The organism is Xanthomonas sp. LMG 8993 (assembly GCF_009835065.2).
GTDB classification, from domain to species: Bacteria; Pseudomonadota; Gammaproteobacteria; order Xanthomonadales; family Xanthomonadaceae; genus Xanthomonas; species Xanthomonas arboricola.
Window position 1 is genome coordinate 177,612 of sequence record NZ_QVIF02000010.1, and the last position, 14,278, is coordinate 191,889.

The window sequence follows — 14,278 nt, forward strand, 5'->3', positions numbered from 1 at the left end:
AGACATCAATCTGAAACATTTCATACCGGAAGCGTGCCGTCCTCTCGTCACAGATATCAGGCCGATTCGCGCCGACCTGGGGAAAATGCATGGCACGTACGAAAGTGGCGAGGACAGCATTGGCTGTCATGTGTGGTCTGGTCATCGCGGCCTCCGCCGCTGCACAAACGAACAGTTTTGATATCCCCGAAGGGGATCTGAAAGTCGCGCTGGAAGCCTACGCCCGGCAATCGGGCGTTCGCCTGGTCTATTTGAGCGAAGATGTTCGTGATCGACGTACCGCAGGCGCGCGTGGGGACATGTCCCAGGATGCAGCGCTGAACCGCTTGCTCGCTGGAACCGGACTGACGGTCAAGCGCGATCAAAGCGGCGCGCTGGCGATCGTGCGAGAAGGTGCCAACACGCCGACGCCTACGCGCAACGCACCGTCCTCTGGTGTAGGGCAAGCCGGTCCCGATGCCTACAACGCCTCCCTCTCCGGCGGCGCCGACGCCTCAACGCCGTCGACCGCTTCACCCACCACCTTTGATGCGGTCCAAGTGACCGGCAGTCATATCAAGCGCGCACAGATGTCCGGTGTGGGTCCCACCACGGTCATTGATGCCGAGACCATCCAGAGCTCCGGTGCCGTCTCGGTCGAGACGTTGCTGCAGCGCTTGCCTGCATCGGCCGGTGCAGCCGGCTCGCAATCCAACAACTTCTGGACGGGTAACGGTAACGGCACCACCCAGATCAACCTGCGTGGCTTGGGCGTCAACCGCACCTTGGTGCTGCTCAACGGCCGACGCGTGGTCAACGGTGGTACCGGCGCCAACAACTCGGTGGATCTGAACGTGGTGCCCTTGGCCCTTGTTGATCGCATCGAGATCCTGAAGGACGGCGCATCGGCCATCTACGGTGCCGATGCCGTGGCCGGCGTGGTGAACATCATCACGCGCAAGGAAATGGATGGCGTGGAGCTATCCACCCGCTATGGTCAGACCTTCCAGGGTGACGGCGAGATCGGCTCCTTCAACCTGGCCTTCGGCACCACCGGAGAGCGCAGCTCGATGTCGGGCGCCCTGACCTATGCCGAAAGCGGCACGATCACCATGGCGTCGCGGGCACCGTGTCCGTTGGGTGTGGTGGCCGGCACCCTGCAGTGCGTGGGCAACTCGTCCACCATCGGTGGGCGAGCCCGGCTGGCCGATGGACGCGTGGTCAACTTCAACCAGGACCCCAACGGGGATCCACGCTCCTACGAGCTCTATGATCCGGCCAAGCACAATTACAACTACAACTTGCTGCTCAATGCGGTCAGTCCGATCAAGCGAGTGGGCTTGAGCGGCTTTGGTCAGTTCGACCTGACCGAGAACACCCGTCTGTTCACCGAACTGATGGCGACCAATCGCCAGTCCAACCAGCGCGCTTCGCCCAACACCCTGGGGGTGTATCGCACCATTCGGATCGCTGCCACCAATCCGACCAATCCCACCGGCCAGAACCTGACCCTGGAACGTCGGCGTCTGGAAGAAGCCGGTGCACGCATCACCGAGCAGGAGGTCGATACGTTCCGTACCGTGCTCGGTCTGGAGGGGCAGTGGGGCGATAACTGGGCGTGGAATGTCGCGATGAACTGGGGCCGTAACTCGGCCACGGACAGCTCGACCAACATCGCCAACCTGGATCGGGTAGAGAACACGCTCAACACAAGCCTGTGCAGCAACACACCAGGGGCGGCTATTCCGTGCGGCAACTACCTGGGCTACGGCAACCTGACTCCCGAAGTGCTGGACTACATCTTGTTTACCCAGCGTGGATCCGGTGGCAATAGCCAGCAAGGGGTCAGCGGTACGATCTCCGGTGCCTTGTTCGATTTGCCTGCCGGTAGCGTTGCGTTCGCCTCGGGCGTGGAGTTTCGCAAGGAACGGGGATGGCTGTACCCAGATCCGCTGGTCGTCAACGGCAGCGCCAACATCGTGCGTCAGGATCCGATCGAAGGGGAGTACTCGGCCAAGGAAGCCTTTGTCGAGTTCGCCGTCCCGCTGCTGCAGGACGTCCCGTTGGTGGACTACGCAACCCTGAACCTGGCCGGCCGCTATTCCGACTACGACCTGTTCGGCAGCGACACCAACTACAAAGTGGGGCTGGATTGGCAGGTGGCCGAACCGCTGAAGATTCGTCTCAACTACGCGACGGCTTTTCGTATCCCCAGCATCCCCGAGTTGTTTGGCGGCATCGGCCAAGGCAGCCTGACCACCCTGGATCCGTGCAGCAACTGGAGCACGTTGCCCGCGGACTCGGTCATTCGGGCCAACTGTCAGGCCGCCGGGGTGCCGACCAACTTTCGTCAGTTGGGCAACACTATCCTGACCACGACCGGCGGCAATCCCGATCTCAAGCCTGAAGATGCGCGGACCTTCACGGCAGGCTTTGTGTGGACCCCAGGCTTTGCGCCGGGGCTGACGCTCACGGCCGATTATTACCGTATCCGCATCGAGAATGCGATCCGCAGCATTGAAGGCTCGGTCAAGCTGCGTGCGTGCTACACCACGCCGAACTTGGCCCATCCGTTCTGCTCGCCGGCCAACTTCACCCGTGATCCGGTCACCGGAGAGGTCAACTACCTCTCGTCCCAGCAGGTCAATGCGGCGAGCGAGGAATCCGAAGGCGTGGATATCGGCGTGCTGTATCAGTTCGACGTGGCCGGCTGGCAGGCCAGCGCGAGTCTGGACGCCTCGTATCTTGAGCGTTACGACGTCACTCCCTTCGCCGGTGCCACCACCATTGAGTACGCCGGCAAGATCACCAGCGGCTTGGGTAGCTACACCCAGTGGCGTGGCTTGGGCTCACTGCGCATGGGCAAGAACCGTTGGACTGGCGTCTATTCGGCGCAGTACATCGGCAGCGCGGACGACATCATCGCCGTGCCCGGCACGATCGGTTCGCATGTGTCCAGCGTGGTGTACCACAACCTACAACTGAGCTACGGCATCAAGAAGAAATGGGACATCTCCGCCGGCGTTGAGAACGTACTCGATAAGAAGGCGCCGTTCGTGCAGAACAACCCCAACGCCAACACCGACACCATGACGTACGACTTGCTGGGTCGTCGCTGGAACGTCCGCTTTGGTTACCACTGGTAAGCCACGATCCCAAGGAGCAACACATCATGAGAAACACGCAACTATCCGCCGCGCTACTGCTGTTCGCTGTGGCCGGCAGCGCCGGCGCGCACGACCTGTTTGTCGCATTCTCCAAGCCCGGCACCGCAGCGGGCGAGGCGAACACCGCCTTGGTGAACAATGGCACCTTCGATGAAAGTGCTGGCGCAGTCACCCGGGCGCGTCTACAGGACGTTTCGCTCAGCCAGGGCGGTGCCACGGCGGCCCCGGACTTAGGCAGTTGGAAAGAGGTCGGCAAGCAAAGCCAGCTCACCGTGCATCCGGCGGGCGAGGGCACCTATCTGCTGGGTGTCTCGACGATGGCGTCCACCAGCACACGTACGGCCAGCGAGTTCGGCAAGTACCTGGAGTTGGAAGACTTGCCCGATACGCTGGCCACCTATGACGCGAGCAAGTTTCCCAAAGGGGTCACCTATAGCTATACCAAGCATGCCCGCGCCATTGGCCAGGTGGGCACGAAACTGACCGACGACTTCGCCAGCTCGCTGGGCTATCCGTTGGAGATCCGCCTGGCCCGCAATCCTGGAAGCGTGAAGGTCGGCGAACAGCTGTCGTTCCAGGTGCTGCAGCAGGGCACGCCAGTGCCCAACCTGCGCGTGTACGTCGGCCATCGTGCTGAGGCACCGGTCAAGGGCGGGCACGGTAGCGCCACGCTCCTGCGCACCGATGCCCAAGGCCAAGCCAGTTTCCAGGTGACCGCCGCCAAGACCTGGTACATCCACACCAATCACATGGTGCCCTCTACACAAAAGGGCTTGGATTTTGTGTCGGATCGGGCGTCGCTGAGCTTTGAGATTTCCCCGCACGCCGGGCACTGATAAGCACGTAGGTGGTACTCTCCCCTTTGACGCCAGTCATGCCTTCTTCCATGACTGGCGTCTTTTTGTGGGGATGGACCTCAAGTGCTCAGTCTGCCACTCATTCGTTGCCCCGGCTCGCGCGCAATCCACGTCGCCGCACCAGATAGAACGCTGCGGGAATCACCACCATGGAGAGCACCGGTGCGGTGAGCATGCCACCCAGCATCGGCGCGGCGATACGTTGCATGACCTCCGAGCCAGCACCGGCACCGATGAACAGCGGAAACAAGCCGGCCAGAATGACGGCCACCGTCATCGCCTTGGGGCGTACCCGCTGCACGGCACCTTCATAGATAGCCTCTTGCAGGGTAGACACATCTTCCGGCGCACCGCTGGCCAAGCGCTGCTCCCAGGCATGGCGCAGGTACAACAGCATGATGACGCCGAACTCAGCCGCTACGCCGCCCAAGGCGATGAATCCGATCATGCTGGCCACCGAGATCGCATGGCCCAACCCCCAGATCAACCAGAAACCGCCGACCAATGCCAAGGGCAAGCTGAGCAGGATGATGGATACATCGCTGAGCCGGCGAAACACCATCCATATGACCAGGAAGATGATCGCCAAGGCCGCGGGCACGACCCATTGCAGGCGCGCCAATGCCCGTTGCAGGTACTCGTACTGCCCTGACCAAGCCACCCCGTAGCCGGCAGGCAAGCTCACCTGGGACTGCACTGCGGCTTGCAGGGCCTGGACCACCGATCCCAGGTCGCGATCGGCCACATCCACATAGATATAGCCCACCAACCGGCCGTTATCGCTCTTGAGCATTGGCGGGCCTGGACTGACCGAAAGCTCCGCCACCTGGCTCAAGGTCAGTTGCACGCCGCCTGGCGCGATCAGCGGCAGATCCTGCAAAGCCTGCAACGAGTCACGCTGGCCACGGGGGTAGCGCAAGATGATGGGATAGCGCTCGCGCCCCTCGATCGTTTCCCCTATTGGATCGCCGCCAACGACCGTGGCAATCAGTTGCTGGAGTTGGCCTTGAGTGAACCCATAACGTGCAGCGATTTCCGGGCGCACCCGAACATCGACATAGCGCCCGCCGGTGACGCGTTCGGCCAGTGCCGAACTCACGCCGGGCACGGTCTTGGCCACCTGCTCGATCTGCTGGCTCAGGCGCTCGATCTGCTCCACATCCGGCCCGGAGACCTTGATCCCAATCGGGCTTTTGATGCCGGTGGCCAACATGTCGATGCGATTGCGAATGGGCGGGACCCATAGGTTGGTCAGACCGGGAATCTTGACCGCTGCGTCCAACTCCTGGCGTAGCTTTTGAGGGGTCATGCCCGGGCGCCATTGATCCCGCGGCTTGAAGGTCACGGTGGTCTCGAACATCTCGATAGGTGCCGGATCGGTCGCACTTTCGGCACGGCCGGCCTTGCCGAACACGTGCTCGACCTCCGGTACGGTCTTGATCATCCGGCCCGAGAGCTGAAGCAACTGGCGCGCCTTGTCAGCGGACAGGCCTGGCAGGGCCGTGGGCATGTACAACAGGCTGCCTTCTTCCAAGGGCGGCATGAACTCACTGCCCAGCCGGCTGAAGGGGATCAACGTGAGCACCAGCAGCATGCCACTGAGCAGCAAGGTGACACCGGGATGTTTGAGGACCCAGAGCAGGATGGGCCGGTAGCCGGCGATCAGGATGCGATTGATGGGGTTCTGCTGTTCCGGGCGGATGCGGCCGCGGATCAGGTAGCCCATCAGGACGGGGATCAAGGTCACCGACAACCCTGCTGCGGCCGCCATCGCATAGGTCTTGGTGTAGGCCAGGGGCGAGAACAATCGCCCTTCCTGCGCCTGCAGGGCAAAGACCGGTACGAAGGACAGGGTGATGACCAACAAGCTGGCGAACAGGGCCGGTCCAACCTCGGCCGCCGAGCGGGCCATCAACTGCCAGCGCTCCTCACCTTGGGGTTCCCGGCCGTGCGCCTCGCGCCAGTGCTCCAGGTGCTTGTGTGCATTTTCGATCATCACCACCGCTGCATCGACCATCGCACCAATGGCGATGGCGATGCCACCTAGCGATAGCAAGTTGGCGGAGATGCCCTGGGCGTGCATCACGATGAAGGCCGCCAGGATGCCCAAGGGCAGGGTGATGACGGCCACCAGCGCCGAGCGTAGATGCCACAGAAACAGCAGGCACACCAGCGCTACGACCAGGAACTCCTCGCCTAGCTTGTGAGTGAGATTGCGCACTGCGTCCTGGATGAGCTCGGAGCGGTCGTACACCGGAACCACTTCCACGCCCTCGGGCAAGCTGGACTGCAACGCCTGTAGTCGCGCCTTGACGTTCTGAATAGCTCCCAAGGCATCCTTGCCGGTGCGCAGGACGATCACGCCGCCGGCCACCTCACCTTGACCATCCAACTCGGCGATACCACGGCGGAAAGTCGGGCCGCGACTGATCGTGGCCACCTCGCCGAGCAAGACGGGGATGCCGTCGTTGCCGTTCACCGGCACCTGCTCGAATGCCTCCTGTGTGCGCAGGTAGCCTTCGCTGCGCACCATCAGTTCGGCTTCGCCTTGTTCGATCACCGAGCCCCCGGTAGCGCCGTTAGCCGCATCCACCGCCTCGATGAGCTCGGCCACCGTCAGTCCGCGGGCCGCCAACGCCTGCGGATCGGGCTGGATCTGCCAGGCGCGCACCGCACCGCCCACACTGGCTACTTCAGCCACGTCCGGCACGGTCTTGAGCTCATAACGAAGAAACCAGTCCTGCAACGCACGCAGTTGCCCCACATCGCGTTGACCGGTCCGATCCACCAGGGCGTACTGATAGATCCAGCCCAGTCCTGTCGCATCAGGACCCAGCGCTGGATTCACGTTCGGCGGAAGTCGATCGCGCACCTGGCTCAAATACTCCAGTACCCGAGAGCGAGCCCAGTACAGATCAGTGGCATCGTCAAACAAGATGTAGACGAACGAATCACCAAAGAAGGAAAAGCCGCGCACCGCCTTCACGCCGGGCACGGACAGCATTGTGGTGGCCAACGGGTAGGTGACCTGGTCTTCGATGATGCGCGGGGTTTGCCCGGCCCATTGCGTGCGGATGATGACTTGGGTATCCGACAGGTCCGGCAGCGCATCCAACGGCGTGTTCTTTACCGACCAGATGCCGACCACCGCCAGCAGCGCAGCGGCAACCAGCACCAGCACACGGTTGGCGATGCAAGCATGGATAAGGCGCGCAATCATGGCGTGCCCTCCATCGCTTCGGGCATGACCTCGCTTGCCTGGCAATCTGCGGCTGCGGCCGAGCCGAACTTGGGTACCAGTTGCATATCCATGAACGGTGACTTGCCCGGCTTGTCGAAATGCTTCTCCGGCACCATCGGGTCATACCAGTACTGCACCGGGCAGCGCGGCGGCGTGGAGTTGGAGGCCTCTGGCGCGACAGGCGCAGGCTGCCTGGGCGGTGTTGGGACGACCGTGCGCGCATCGTGACCAGCGTCATGGCGCTCGTGTTCACCTGATGCGCTGGCAGGGCCGGTGGGTTGTGCAGCGCCCAGGCGCTCCAACGCACCGGAGAGACTGGCTTCGGAGTCGAGCAGGAACTGACCGGAGACCACCACGCGTTCACCACCGGCCAAGCCGGTCACGATCTGCGTGCGCCCTTGCACGCTACGTCCGGCACTCACCCGTACTGGCCGGAAGCTCCCATCCGGATCCTGCACGATGACTCGGCTGTCCCGCCCGGTGGCAATCAGCGCCTCCGTGGGAACGACCGGCAAGGCCTGCTCGGTATCGGGCTGCACCAGCACCTCGGCGAACATGCCCGGCACCAGCCGACGCTGTGGATTGCGCAGCACGATACGCGCTCGCTGCGTGCGACTGGCCATGTCGACCTGGGGAAGCAACGCCTGGATCTGTCCGGCAAAGCGCTCTGCCGGCCACGCACTGACCGTGGCCTGCACTGAGGTCCCCGGCCGCAAGGTGCCCAGCGCTGCCTGGGGCACCGAGGCCTCCAGCCACAGCGTGTCCAGTCCATTGATCTTAAACAGTGGCGTACCAGGCATCACCGTCTGCCCTTCGCGTACCAGGATCTCGGTCACCACACCACTGTGGTCTGCGCCAAGCACGACGCCGTTGCGGGCCGAGGCGCCAGAAGGAACGCCCAACGAACGCAACCGTTGTTGCGCGGCACCCTGTAGCTCACGCGCGCTCGCGGACTGAGCTTGGCTCAAGGCATGGGCTTCGGCGATGGCGGCGTTCCATGCCGGGGCTTGCACGGTGGCCAGCGCTTGACCACGACGAACCTCGGTAAAGGGCGCCTTTACCTGCACGTGGGTGATCAAGCCCTCCATGCGCGCACTGACCACAGTTTCCTGGGTCAGATCCCATGTCAGCGTGCCGGGCACGCGTACAGCAGTCCCTAGTGACTCTACCGTCACTTCTTGCGTACGGATGCCGACGTTCTGCTGCAGGCGCGGATCGATCTGCGTTCCGTCCCCCATGGCCTCATCTTCGTATTTGGGCAGCAACTCCATATCCATGAAAGGAGATTTGCCCGGCTTGTCGAATCGCTGCTCCGGCGCCATGGGGTCGTACCAGTACAGCACCTTGCGCGCTTGACCCGCGCCGTTCGTGCCGGTGGACGGGGGCGTATCAGAGCTTCGGGTCATCCAGGCGTACCCGCCGGCAAAGCCGAGCGCCAGCAACCCGAGGGCCACGGCGAGCTGTGTGAGACGCGTCTTGGTCGGGTTCATGGCGTGTTCTCCTCATGGGGCAGCAGATAGGCCAATGCCGCCCAGGCACGGCCCTGTTCGCCCAGCAGACGGGCGTTTTCCAGTTGCAGTTCGATCTCATCGCGCCGCGCTTCCAGCCACGGCTGCAGGTCGGCACCGGCGCTGTAGGCGGCCAACGCCGTGCGTGCGCGATCGCGCGCCAATGGCAGGCTCTGCGCGTTCTGGCGCTCCAACTGGCCGGCTAGCCCGCGCCATCGCGCCATCGCGCGGTGTACCGACTCGGCTTGGATGCGTCGGGCCTCATCGCGCTCTGCGGACACCGCCTCCAGCTCGGCCCGTCGTGCCGCGATGCCTCGTGCTTGGCGGTTCTTCTGGAACAGCGGCAAGCCCACGCCCACTTCCACCATGAGCATGTCGCTGCGCGGCATGCCGTCGGGCGCGCGCTCGCGACGTCCGTAGGTGAGCTCCACACTCCAATCCGGACGGGTCTGGGCCACGGCGGCATCCACCTTGGCCTGGGCAACGTCCTGACGCGCCTCCCAGCCCAGTAGGGGCGCATGTTGGTCCAGCTTGGCCAGCAATTGGGTGGGCTCAAGTGGCAACCGCGAAAAATCCGGGGCCGGACCGCTGGCCCGTACCGTTTCAGGTGAGATACCCAACCATCGCGCCAGACCGGCCTGTGCCGCGGCGTGCTCCGCATGTATCTGTTCGAGGCGATCATCCAACTGCAGTAGCGCGGCCTGGGCGGCAAGCACGTCGCTGGCCCCGGCCGTGCCGCCTGCCAAGCGCGCACGCGCCGCACGCTCGGCGATGCGTGCCGGCTCGCGCAAACCTTCCAACGCATCTACGGCTTGCTGCGTACTCCACAGCTCGATCCAGGCCTGCGCGGCTGCTTGGGCCACCATCTGCTGTTCGGCCAACGACAGCGAGCGCGCTTGTGCCAGCGTCGCTTGCGCCAGCGCTTGCTCGGCACGTCGTTTCGCACGCGCAGGAAACTCCTGCATCAGCCCGACTTGCTGGGTGGTCATCTCATCGGCCCGCAGGCTGAAGGCATCCGGTCCGCTGACGGGCCAGTTGGCCAGCCCCACGATCAGACGTGGATCGGGCAGCGTGCCGGCACGGGCGGCTTCCTCGGTACTGGCATCGATCTGTGATCGGCGTACCTGCAGGGTAGGGGCGTTAGCAACCGCCCGCTGTAGGGCTTCGGTGTAGCTGATCGGCATGGCGGGCGTTGCCGCCACCACAGGACCAGTGAGCGCTAGGGCGAACACCAACCCACACGCAATCCTGCGCTTTGCACGCAAGAAGAAAGACATCTCCATAAGACCTCCGGACAAACGACAACGAGCGCGCTGCAACGCATGCAGCACGAGCACGGGTCAATCCAGGAGGGGGGCTTAAATCAGCAGGCTACAGAAGCGCTGCAGGGGAGGCGGATCGGACACGCACACCGGAACGTCCCGATAGAACTGCGCGTGTACCGGTGGCAACAGAGCCTGTACCAGCGCGAAGGCGGCCAGCGCCGGCTGGTAAGGCACTTGAGGGGCCTTCGCATCGGCCGTGGCGATGTGATCGCGCTGGCAATGCTGGTCGCACAACGCCGGAGCATCGGGATCCGGCGCAGACATCTCTTCGCAACCGGCCATCAGAGTCGCCTGTCCGGCTTCCACCGATTCCAGCGGACAGGCGTAGGCCACCAGCGCCAGCTGCTGCAAAAGAAGCGCCCACAATCCCAGCCATGCCAGTCGGGCACGAGGACGGGGACGCCGCCATCGCCTGAGCAGCTTCACCATGACAGCTCCCGCACGCCCGAAGCAGCGCCTGCGGACGCTGGGCGGATCAGGGCAGGGGACGTGCGAGCTCTCATGATGGCCAGTCTAGCCCTCTTGGGGCCGACTGGCATTGATCAGGATCAAGCCCTCCCACGGCCTCAGCGGTGGCATCCGCCGCAGCAAGAGGATGCGGCCGGGGCGGCCGGCGTATCGGCCTCGGAAGGGAGCACGGCGGCGATGACATAGCCTTGCCGCTGGATGGCCTCCACCGCCTGTTCTACGGCAAGCAGGCCCACGATCTTGACCACGCCGCTGCCCAGATCGACGTCCACCTGGGCGTGGGGGTCAACGGCCTGAATGGCTTGGGTGACCGTCCGGACACAGTGACCACAGGTCATACCTTCAACAACGAGATTCATGGACAACCCTCCAAAAAGCATCGGCGGTTTGCCGACAGCGTCACGATGAGCCTTCCCACGGTGGGAAGGTCAAACGGCAGGCCAGTTAAGTGCTGGTCCGCCGTGCGCTGTTGACCTTCCCATCATGGGAAGGCCCAGGCTACCTGCTCGCTCCTACTGGCCCTTACTCCATGGACATAACGCTCACCTCGCCGCGGCCGGCGCCTGCGGACACCCATCGCTTCAGTGTCGCCGGCATGACATGCGCCTCGTGTGTTGGCCGGGTAGAGCGCAGCTTGCGCTCCGTTGCCGGCGTGAGTGATGCGTCGATCAATCTGGCAACCGAAGTGGCCGAGGTAACCGCACCGGCGGCCGCGTTGCCCGCCTTGATCGCTGCGGTGAAGCAGGCCGGTTATGAGGTTGCCAGCCAGGAGCGGGATCTGATCATCGAAGGGATGACCTGCGCTTCCTGTGTGGCACGGGTAGAGCGTGCGCTGCGCGCTGTGCCGGGCGTAATGGAGGTGTCGGTCAATCTGGCCACCGAGCGCGCGCGCATAACGACCACGTCACTGGTGGAGGTCGCATCCCTGGTTGCCGCGGTCAGCGCAGCGGGCTACCGCGCGATCGAACCGCAGACCCCGGCAGGCAACGCCGATACAGCGCCGGCGCGCCAGGCGCTCAGTGGTGACACCCTCAAACTGCTGATCGCTGCAGCCCTGTCCCTGCCATTGGTCGTCCCGATGCTGGGATGGGTCGCAGGTCAGCACTGGATGCTACCGGGCTGGCTGCAGTTTTTGCTCGCAACGCCGGTGCAGTTCTGGATCGGTGCGCGCTTTTATCGCGCCGGATGGCACGCCCTGCGCGCCGGCACGGGCAACATGGATCTGCTGGTCGCTTTGGGGACCAGTGCCGGTTATGGACTGAGTGTCTATCACTTGTTCAATGATGCCGGACACCACGGCGATGCCCCGCTGTACTTCGAGACCTCGGCGGTCATCATTACCCTGATCCTGCTGGGCAAGTGGTTAGAGGCCCGCGCCAAGCAACAAACCACGCAAGCGATCCGGGCCTTGCAAGCACTGCGGCCAGCCACCGCACGCGTGTATCAGGACGGGCAAGAGCGCGAGGTTGCCATTCACGAGGTTGCCGTTTCGGACATCGTCAGTGTGCGGCCAGGCGAGCGCATCCCTGTGGATGGCGTGATCGCGGAGGGCCGCACGCACGTGGATGAGTCCCTGATCACGGGAGAGTCCATGCCCGTGGCGCGCGGGGAGGGCGATCGCGTTACCGGTGGGGCCATCAATGGCGAAGGCCGCATCCTGGTGCGCACACTGGCCATCGGCGCCGAGACCGCCTTGTCTCGGATCATTCGCCTCGTGGAGGATGCACAGGCCAAGAAGGCACCTATCCAGCGAACCGTGGATCGGGTGAGCGCAATCTTCGTGCCGGTGGTGATTGGCCTGGCTTTGCTCACGCTGCTCGGCTGGGGTCTGGGAACGGGAGATTGGAACCAGGCGATCCTGAGCGCGGTAGCGGTGCTGGTGATCGCATGCCCGTGTGCGCTGGGGTTGGCGACCCCAACGGCGATCATGGCTGGCACCGGCGTGGCTGCCCGAGCGGGCATTCTGGTCAAGGATGCCGAGGCGCTGGAAGTGGCACGTACCGTCAAGGTGGTGGCCTTCGACAAAACAGGCACGTTGACCCAAGGACGTCCGGTACTGGCCGAAGAAATTGCCACCCGTGGCCACGCGGCCGATCTGTTGCCGTTGGCGGCGGCCCTGCAGCAAGGCAGCGAGCATCCCTTGGCCAAGGCCGTACTGAGCGTGATGGGCCAGCGCGCCATTCCGCTCGCACGCGACGTGCAGGCGGTGCCTGGCCGCGGCATCACCGGCACGGTGGATGGCAGGAACCTGTTGCTGGGCAGCACCCGCATGATGCTTGAGCATGGCGTGGCGCTCACGGCATTGCAGACCCGGGCCGACCTACTCAGCCAGACCGGCCACACGGTGTCCTGGCTGGCAGAGCAGGGCACCGATCATCCGCAGTTGCTCGGCATTCTGGCCTTTGAGGATCCGCCGCGTCTGGGTGCAGCCGCAGCTGTGCAACGGCTGCACACGCTGGGTCTACGCACCGTCATGATTTCTGGCGACAACCCCGGCGCGGCCGCCTCGGTGGCCAAGGTACTAGGCATCCACGAGGTGCGCGCCAATGTATTGCCTGAGCAGAAGGCTGCCTTGGTCGCAGAATTGGCTCAGTCGGCACCGGTGGCCATGGTCGGCGACGGGGTCAACGATGCGCCAGCACTGGCTGCCGCCAACCTGGGGGTGGCCATGGGAACCGGTACCGATGTGGCGATGCATGCCGCTGGAGTTACCCTAATGCGCGCTGAGCCGGGCCTGATCGCCGATGCCATCGACATTTCCCGCCGCACGACCCGCAAGATCCATCAGAACCTGTTCTGGGCTTTCGGTTACAACGTGGTCGGGATCCCTCTGGCGGCCCTGGGCTTGCTTGATCCGGTCATCGCCGGCGCAGCGATGGCCTTGTCCAGTGTGAGCGTGATTGCCAACACGCTGCTGTTGCGCCGTTGGCAGCCAACCAAGATCGATGTGGGAGAGGCATGATGGCAACCAGACGCAGTTCCAAGGTACTGCGGCCCGAACTGGCCGATGCGCGCGAAGCCGGATTGCATAACATCGGCGAGGCCGCCGCGCTCAGCGAGGTCAGCGCCAAGATGATTCGCCACTATGAAGGGATCGATCTGATCCCTCCGGCCAGTCGCACCTTTGCTGGCTATCGCCTTTACACCGATGCCGATGTGCACAGGCTTCGGTTTATTCGTCGTGCCCGCAACCTGGGATTCTCCATCAAACAGATCCAGTCGCTCTTGGGCTTGTGGAGCGATGACCGGCGAGCCAGCGCCCAGGTCAAGAAACTGGCCCAGGGCCACATCGACGATCTGCAGGTCAAGATTACCGAGATGCAGGCCATGCAGCGAACGCTGCGCGATCTGGCCAGTCGATGCCATGGCGACAACCGTCCGGAATGTCCGATTCTGGACGATTTGGCGAGTCCGACGAACGGGCATTGACGTTCCCACAGTAGGAAGCCTGACGCTGGCTATCCCTGCTGGTTGGAGCAGCAACGCATGCATCGACTACATATCCCGGCCATGGTTTGCAGCGCATGTGTGGCACCCATTCGACGTGCGTTGATGAGCGTAGATCCTTCGATGCGGGCGCAGTTCATGCTGGACCAACGCCGTATCAGCCTCGAAACCCGCCGTCCGCTTGAGCTGATAAAGCAAGCACTCAGCGCGATCGGCTATCCGGCCCACATTCATCATTAGTAGCGCTAAAGATGCGTTGTGCCCTTGCGTCATCTCGATCGCCCCC

Annotated in this window: 10 protein-coding genes; 5 read left to right on the top strand and 5 right to left on the bottom strand. The window is 63.7% G+C overall.

Translation table 11 applies throughout. From position 1 onward, the window contains the following. Positions 1-89: 89 nt before the first annotated feature. Complete coding sequence (locus tag DYQ94_RS17405) at positions 90-3,125, top strand: TonB-dependent receptor (protein ID WP_080951559.1); 3,036 nt, start codon at positions 90-92, stop codon at positions 3,123-3,125. A gap of 68 nt (positions 3,126-3,193) precedes the next feature. Further along, on the top strand, positions 3,194-3,982 hold the full coding sequence (locus DYQ94_RS17410) for a DUF4198 domain-containing protein (RefSeq protein WP_311542248.1): 789 nt from the start codon (positions 3,194-3,196) through the stop codon (positions 3,980-3,982). 100 nt (positions 3,983-4,082) lie between these two features. On the opposite strand, the gene DYQ94_RS17415 is transcribed toward DYQ94_RS17410, so the two are convergent. The 5 genes from DYQ94_RS17415 to DYQ94_RS17435 all read right to left on the bottom strand — a co-directional run bounded on the left by DYQ94_RS17415 (position 4,083) and on the right by DYQ94_RS17435 (position 10,904). Next, entirely contained in the window at positions 4,083-7,223 is a 3,141-nt protein-coding gene (locus tag DYQ94_RS17415; RefSeq protein ID WP_046935216.1) for an efflux RND transporter permease subunit, read from the bottom strand. Further along, positions 7,220-8,734 carry an efflux RND transporter periplasmic adaptor subunit gene (locus DYQ94_RS17420; protein ID WP_046933520.1) on the bottom strand — a complete coding sequence of 505 codons (1,515 nt, stop codon included), beginning with the start codon at positions 8,732-8,734 and terminating at the stop codon, positions 7,220-7,222. The genes DYQ94_RS17415 and DYQ94_RS17420 overlap by 4 nt, the downstream gene beginning before the upstream one ends. Further along, positions 8,731-10,035, bottom strand: coding sequence for a TolC family protein (locus tag DYQ94_RS17425; protein ID WP_173426936.1), 1,305 nt, complete (start codon positions 10,033-10,035; stop codon positions 8,731-8,733). Before DYQ94_RS17425 ends, DYQ94_RS17420 begins: the two co-directional genes overlap by 4 nt. Positions 10,036-10,110: 75 nt before the next feature. Continuing rightward, positions 10,111-10,506: a hypothetical protein gene (locus DYQ94_RS17430; protein ID WP_046932609.1), complete on the bottom strand. Its 396-nt coding sequence runs from the start codon at positions 10,504-10,506 to the stop codon at positions 10,111-10,113. 137 nt (positions 10,507-10,643) lie between these two features. After that, positions 10,644-10,904: a heavy-metal-associated domain-containing protein gene (locus DYQ94_RS17435; protein WP_046935270.1), complete on the bottom strand. Its 261-nt coding sequence runs from the start codon at positions 10,902-10,904 to the stop codon at positions 10,644-10,646. A 170-nt stretch (positions 10,905-11,074) separates the two neighbouring features. On the opposite strand from DYQ94_RS17435, the gene DYQ94_RS17440 reads away from it, so the two are divergent. The 3 genes from DYQ94_RS17440 (at position 11,075) to DYQ94_RS17450 (ending at position 14,232) form a co-directional block, all read left to right on the top strand. Then, positions 11,075-13,507 (top strand): heavy metal translocating P-type ATPase, encoded by a 2,433-nt coding sequence (locus tag DYQ94_RS17440; protein WP_046932611.1) that lies wholly within the window; start codon positions 11,075-11,077, stop codon positions 13,505-13,507. After that, positions 13,507-13,974 carry a Cu(I)-responsive transcriptional regulator gene (gene cueR, locus DYQ94_RS17445; RefSeq protein ID WP_080952949.1) on the top strand — a complete coding sequence of 156 codons (468 nt, stop codon included), beginning with the start codon at positions 13,507-13,509 and terminating at the stop codon, positions 13,972-13,974. The genes DYQ94_RS17440 and cueR overlap by 1 nt, the downstream gene beginning before the upstream one ends. Positions 13,975-14,097: 123 nt before the next feature. Further along, the gene (locus DYQ94_RS17450; RefSeq protein WP_255419551.1) at positions 14,098-14,232 is read left to right on the top strand and encodes a hypothetical protein; all 135 of its coding nucleotides are present in this window, start codon (positions 14,098-14,100) and stop codon (positions 14,230-14,232) included. The last annotated feature ends 46 nt before the right edge of the window (positions 14,233-14,278 follow it).

What these genes read in the sequence shown, in the direction of transcription:
- DYQ94_RS17415 (WP_046935216.1), bottom strand. Translation starts at nt 7,223, where the DNA reads ATGATTGCGCGCCTTATCCATGCTTGCATCGCCAACCGTGTGCTGGTG.
- DYQ94_RS17450 (WP_255419551.1), top strand. Translation starts at nt 14,098, where the DNA reads ATGAGCGTAGATCCTTCGATGCGGGCGCAGTTCATGCTGGACCAACGC.
- DYQ94_RS17420 (WP_046933520.1), bottom strand. Translation starts at nt 8,734, where the DNA reads ATGAACCCGACCAAGACGCGTCTCACACAGCTCGCCGTGGCCCTCGGG.
- cueR (WP_080952949.1), top strand. Translation starts at nt 13,507, where the DNA reads ATGGCAACCAGACGCAGTTCCAAGGTACTGCGGCCCGAACTGGCCGAT.
- DYQ94_RS17430 (WP_046932609.1), bottom strand. Translation starts at nt 10,506, where the DNA reads ATGGTGAAGCTGCTCAGGCGATGGCGGCGTCCCCGTCCTCGTGCCCGA.
- DYQ94_RS17440 (WP_046932611.1), top strand. Translation starts at nt 11,075, where the DNA reads ATGGACATAACGCTCACCTCGCCGCGGCCGGCGCCTGCGGACACCCAT.
- DYQ94_RS17405 (WP_080951559.1), top strand. Translation starts at nt 90, where the DNA reads ATGGCACGTACGAAAGTGGCGAGGACAGCATTGGCTGTCATGTGTGGT.
- DYQ94_RS17435 (WP_046935270.1), bottom strand. Translation starts at nt 10,904, where the DNA reads ATGAATCTCGTTGTTGAAGGTATGACCTGTGGTCACTGTGTCCGGACG.
- DYQ94_RS17425 (WP_173426936.1), bottom strand. Translation starts at nt 10,035, where the DNA reads ATGGAGATGTCTTTCTTCTTGCGTGCAAAGCGCAGGATTGCGTGTGGG.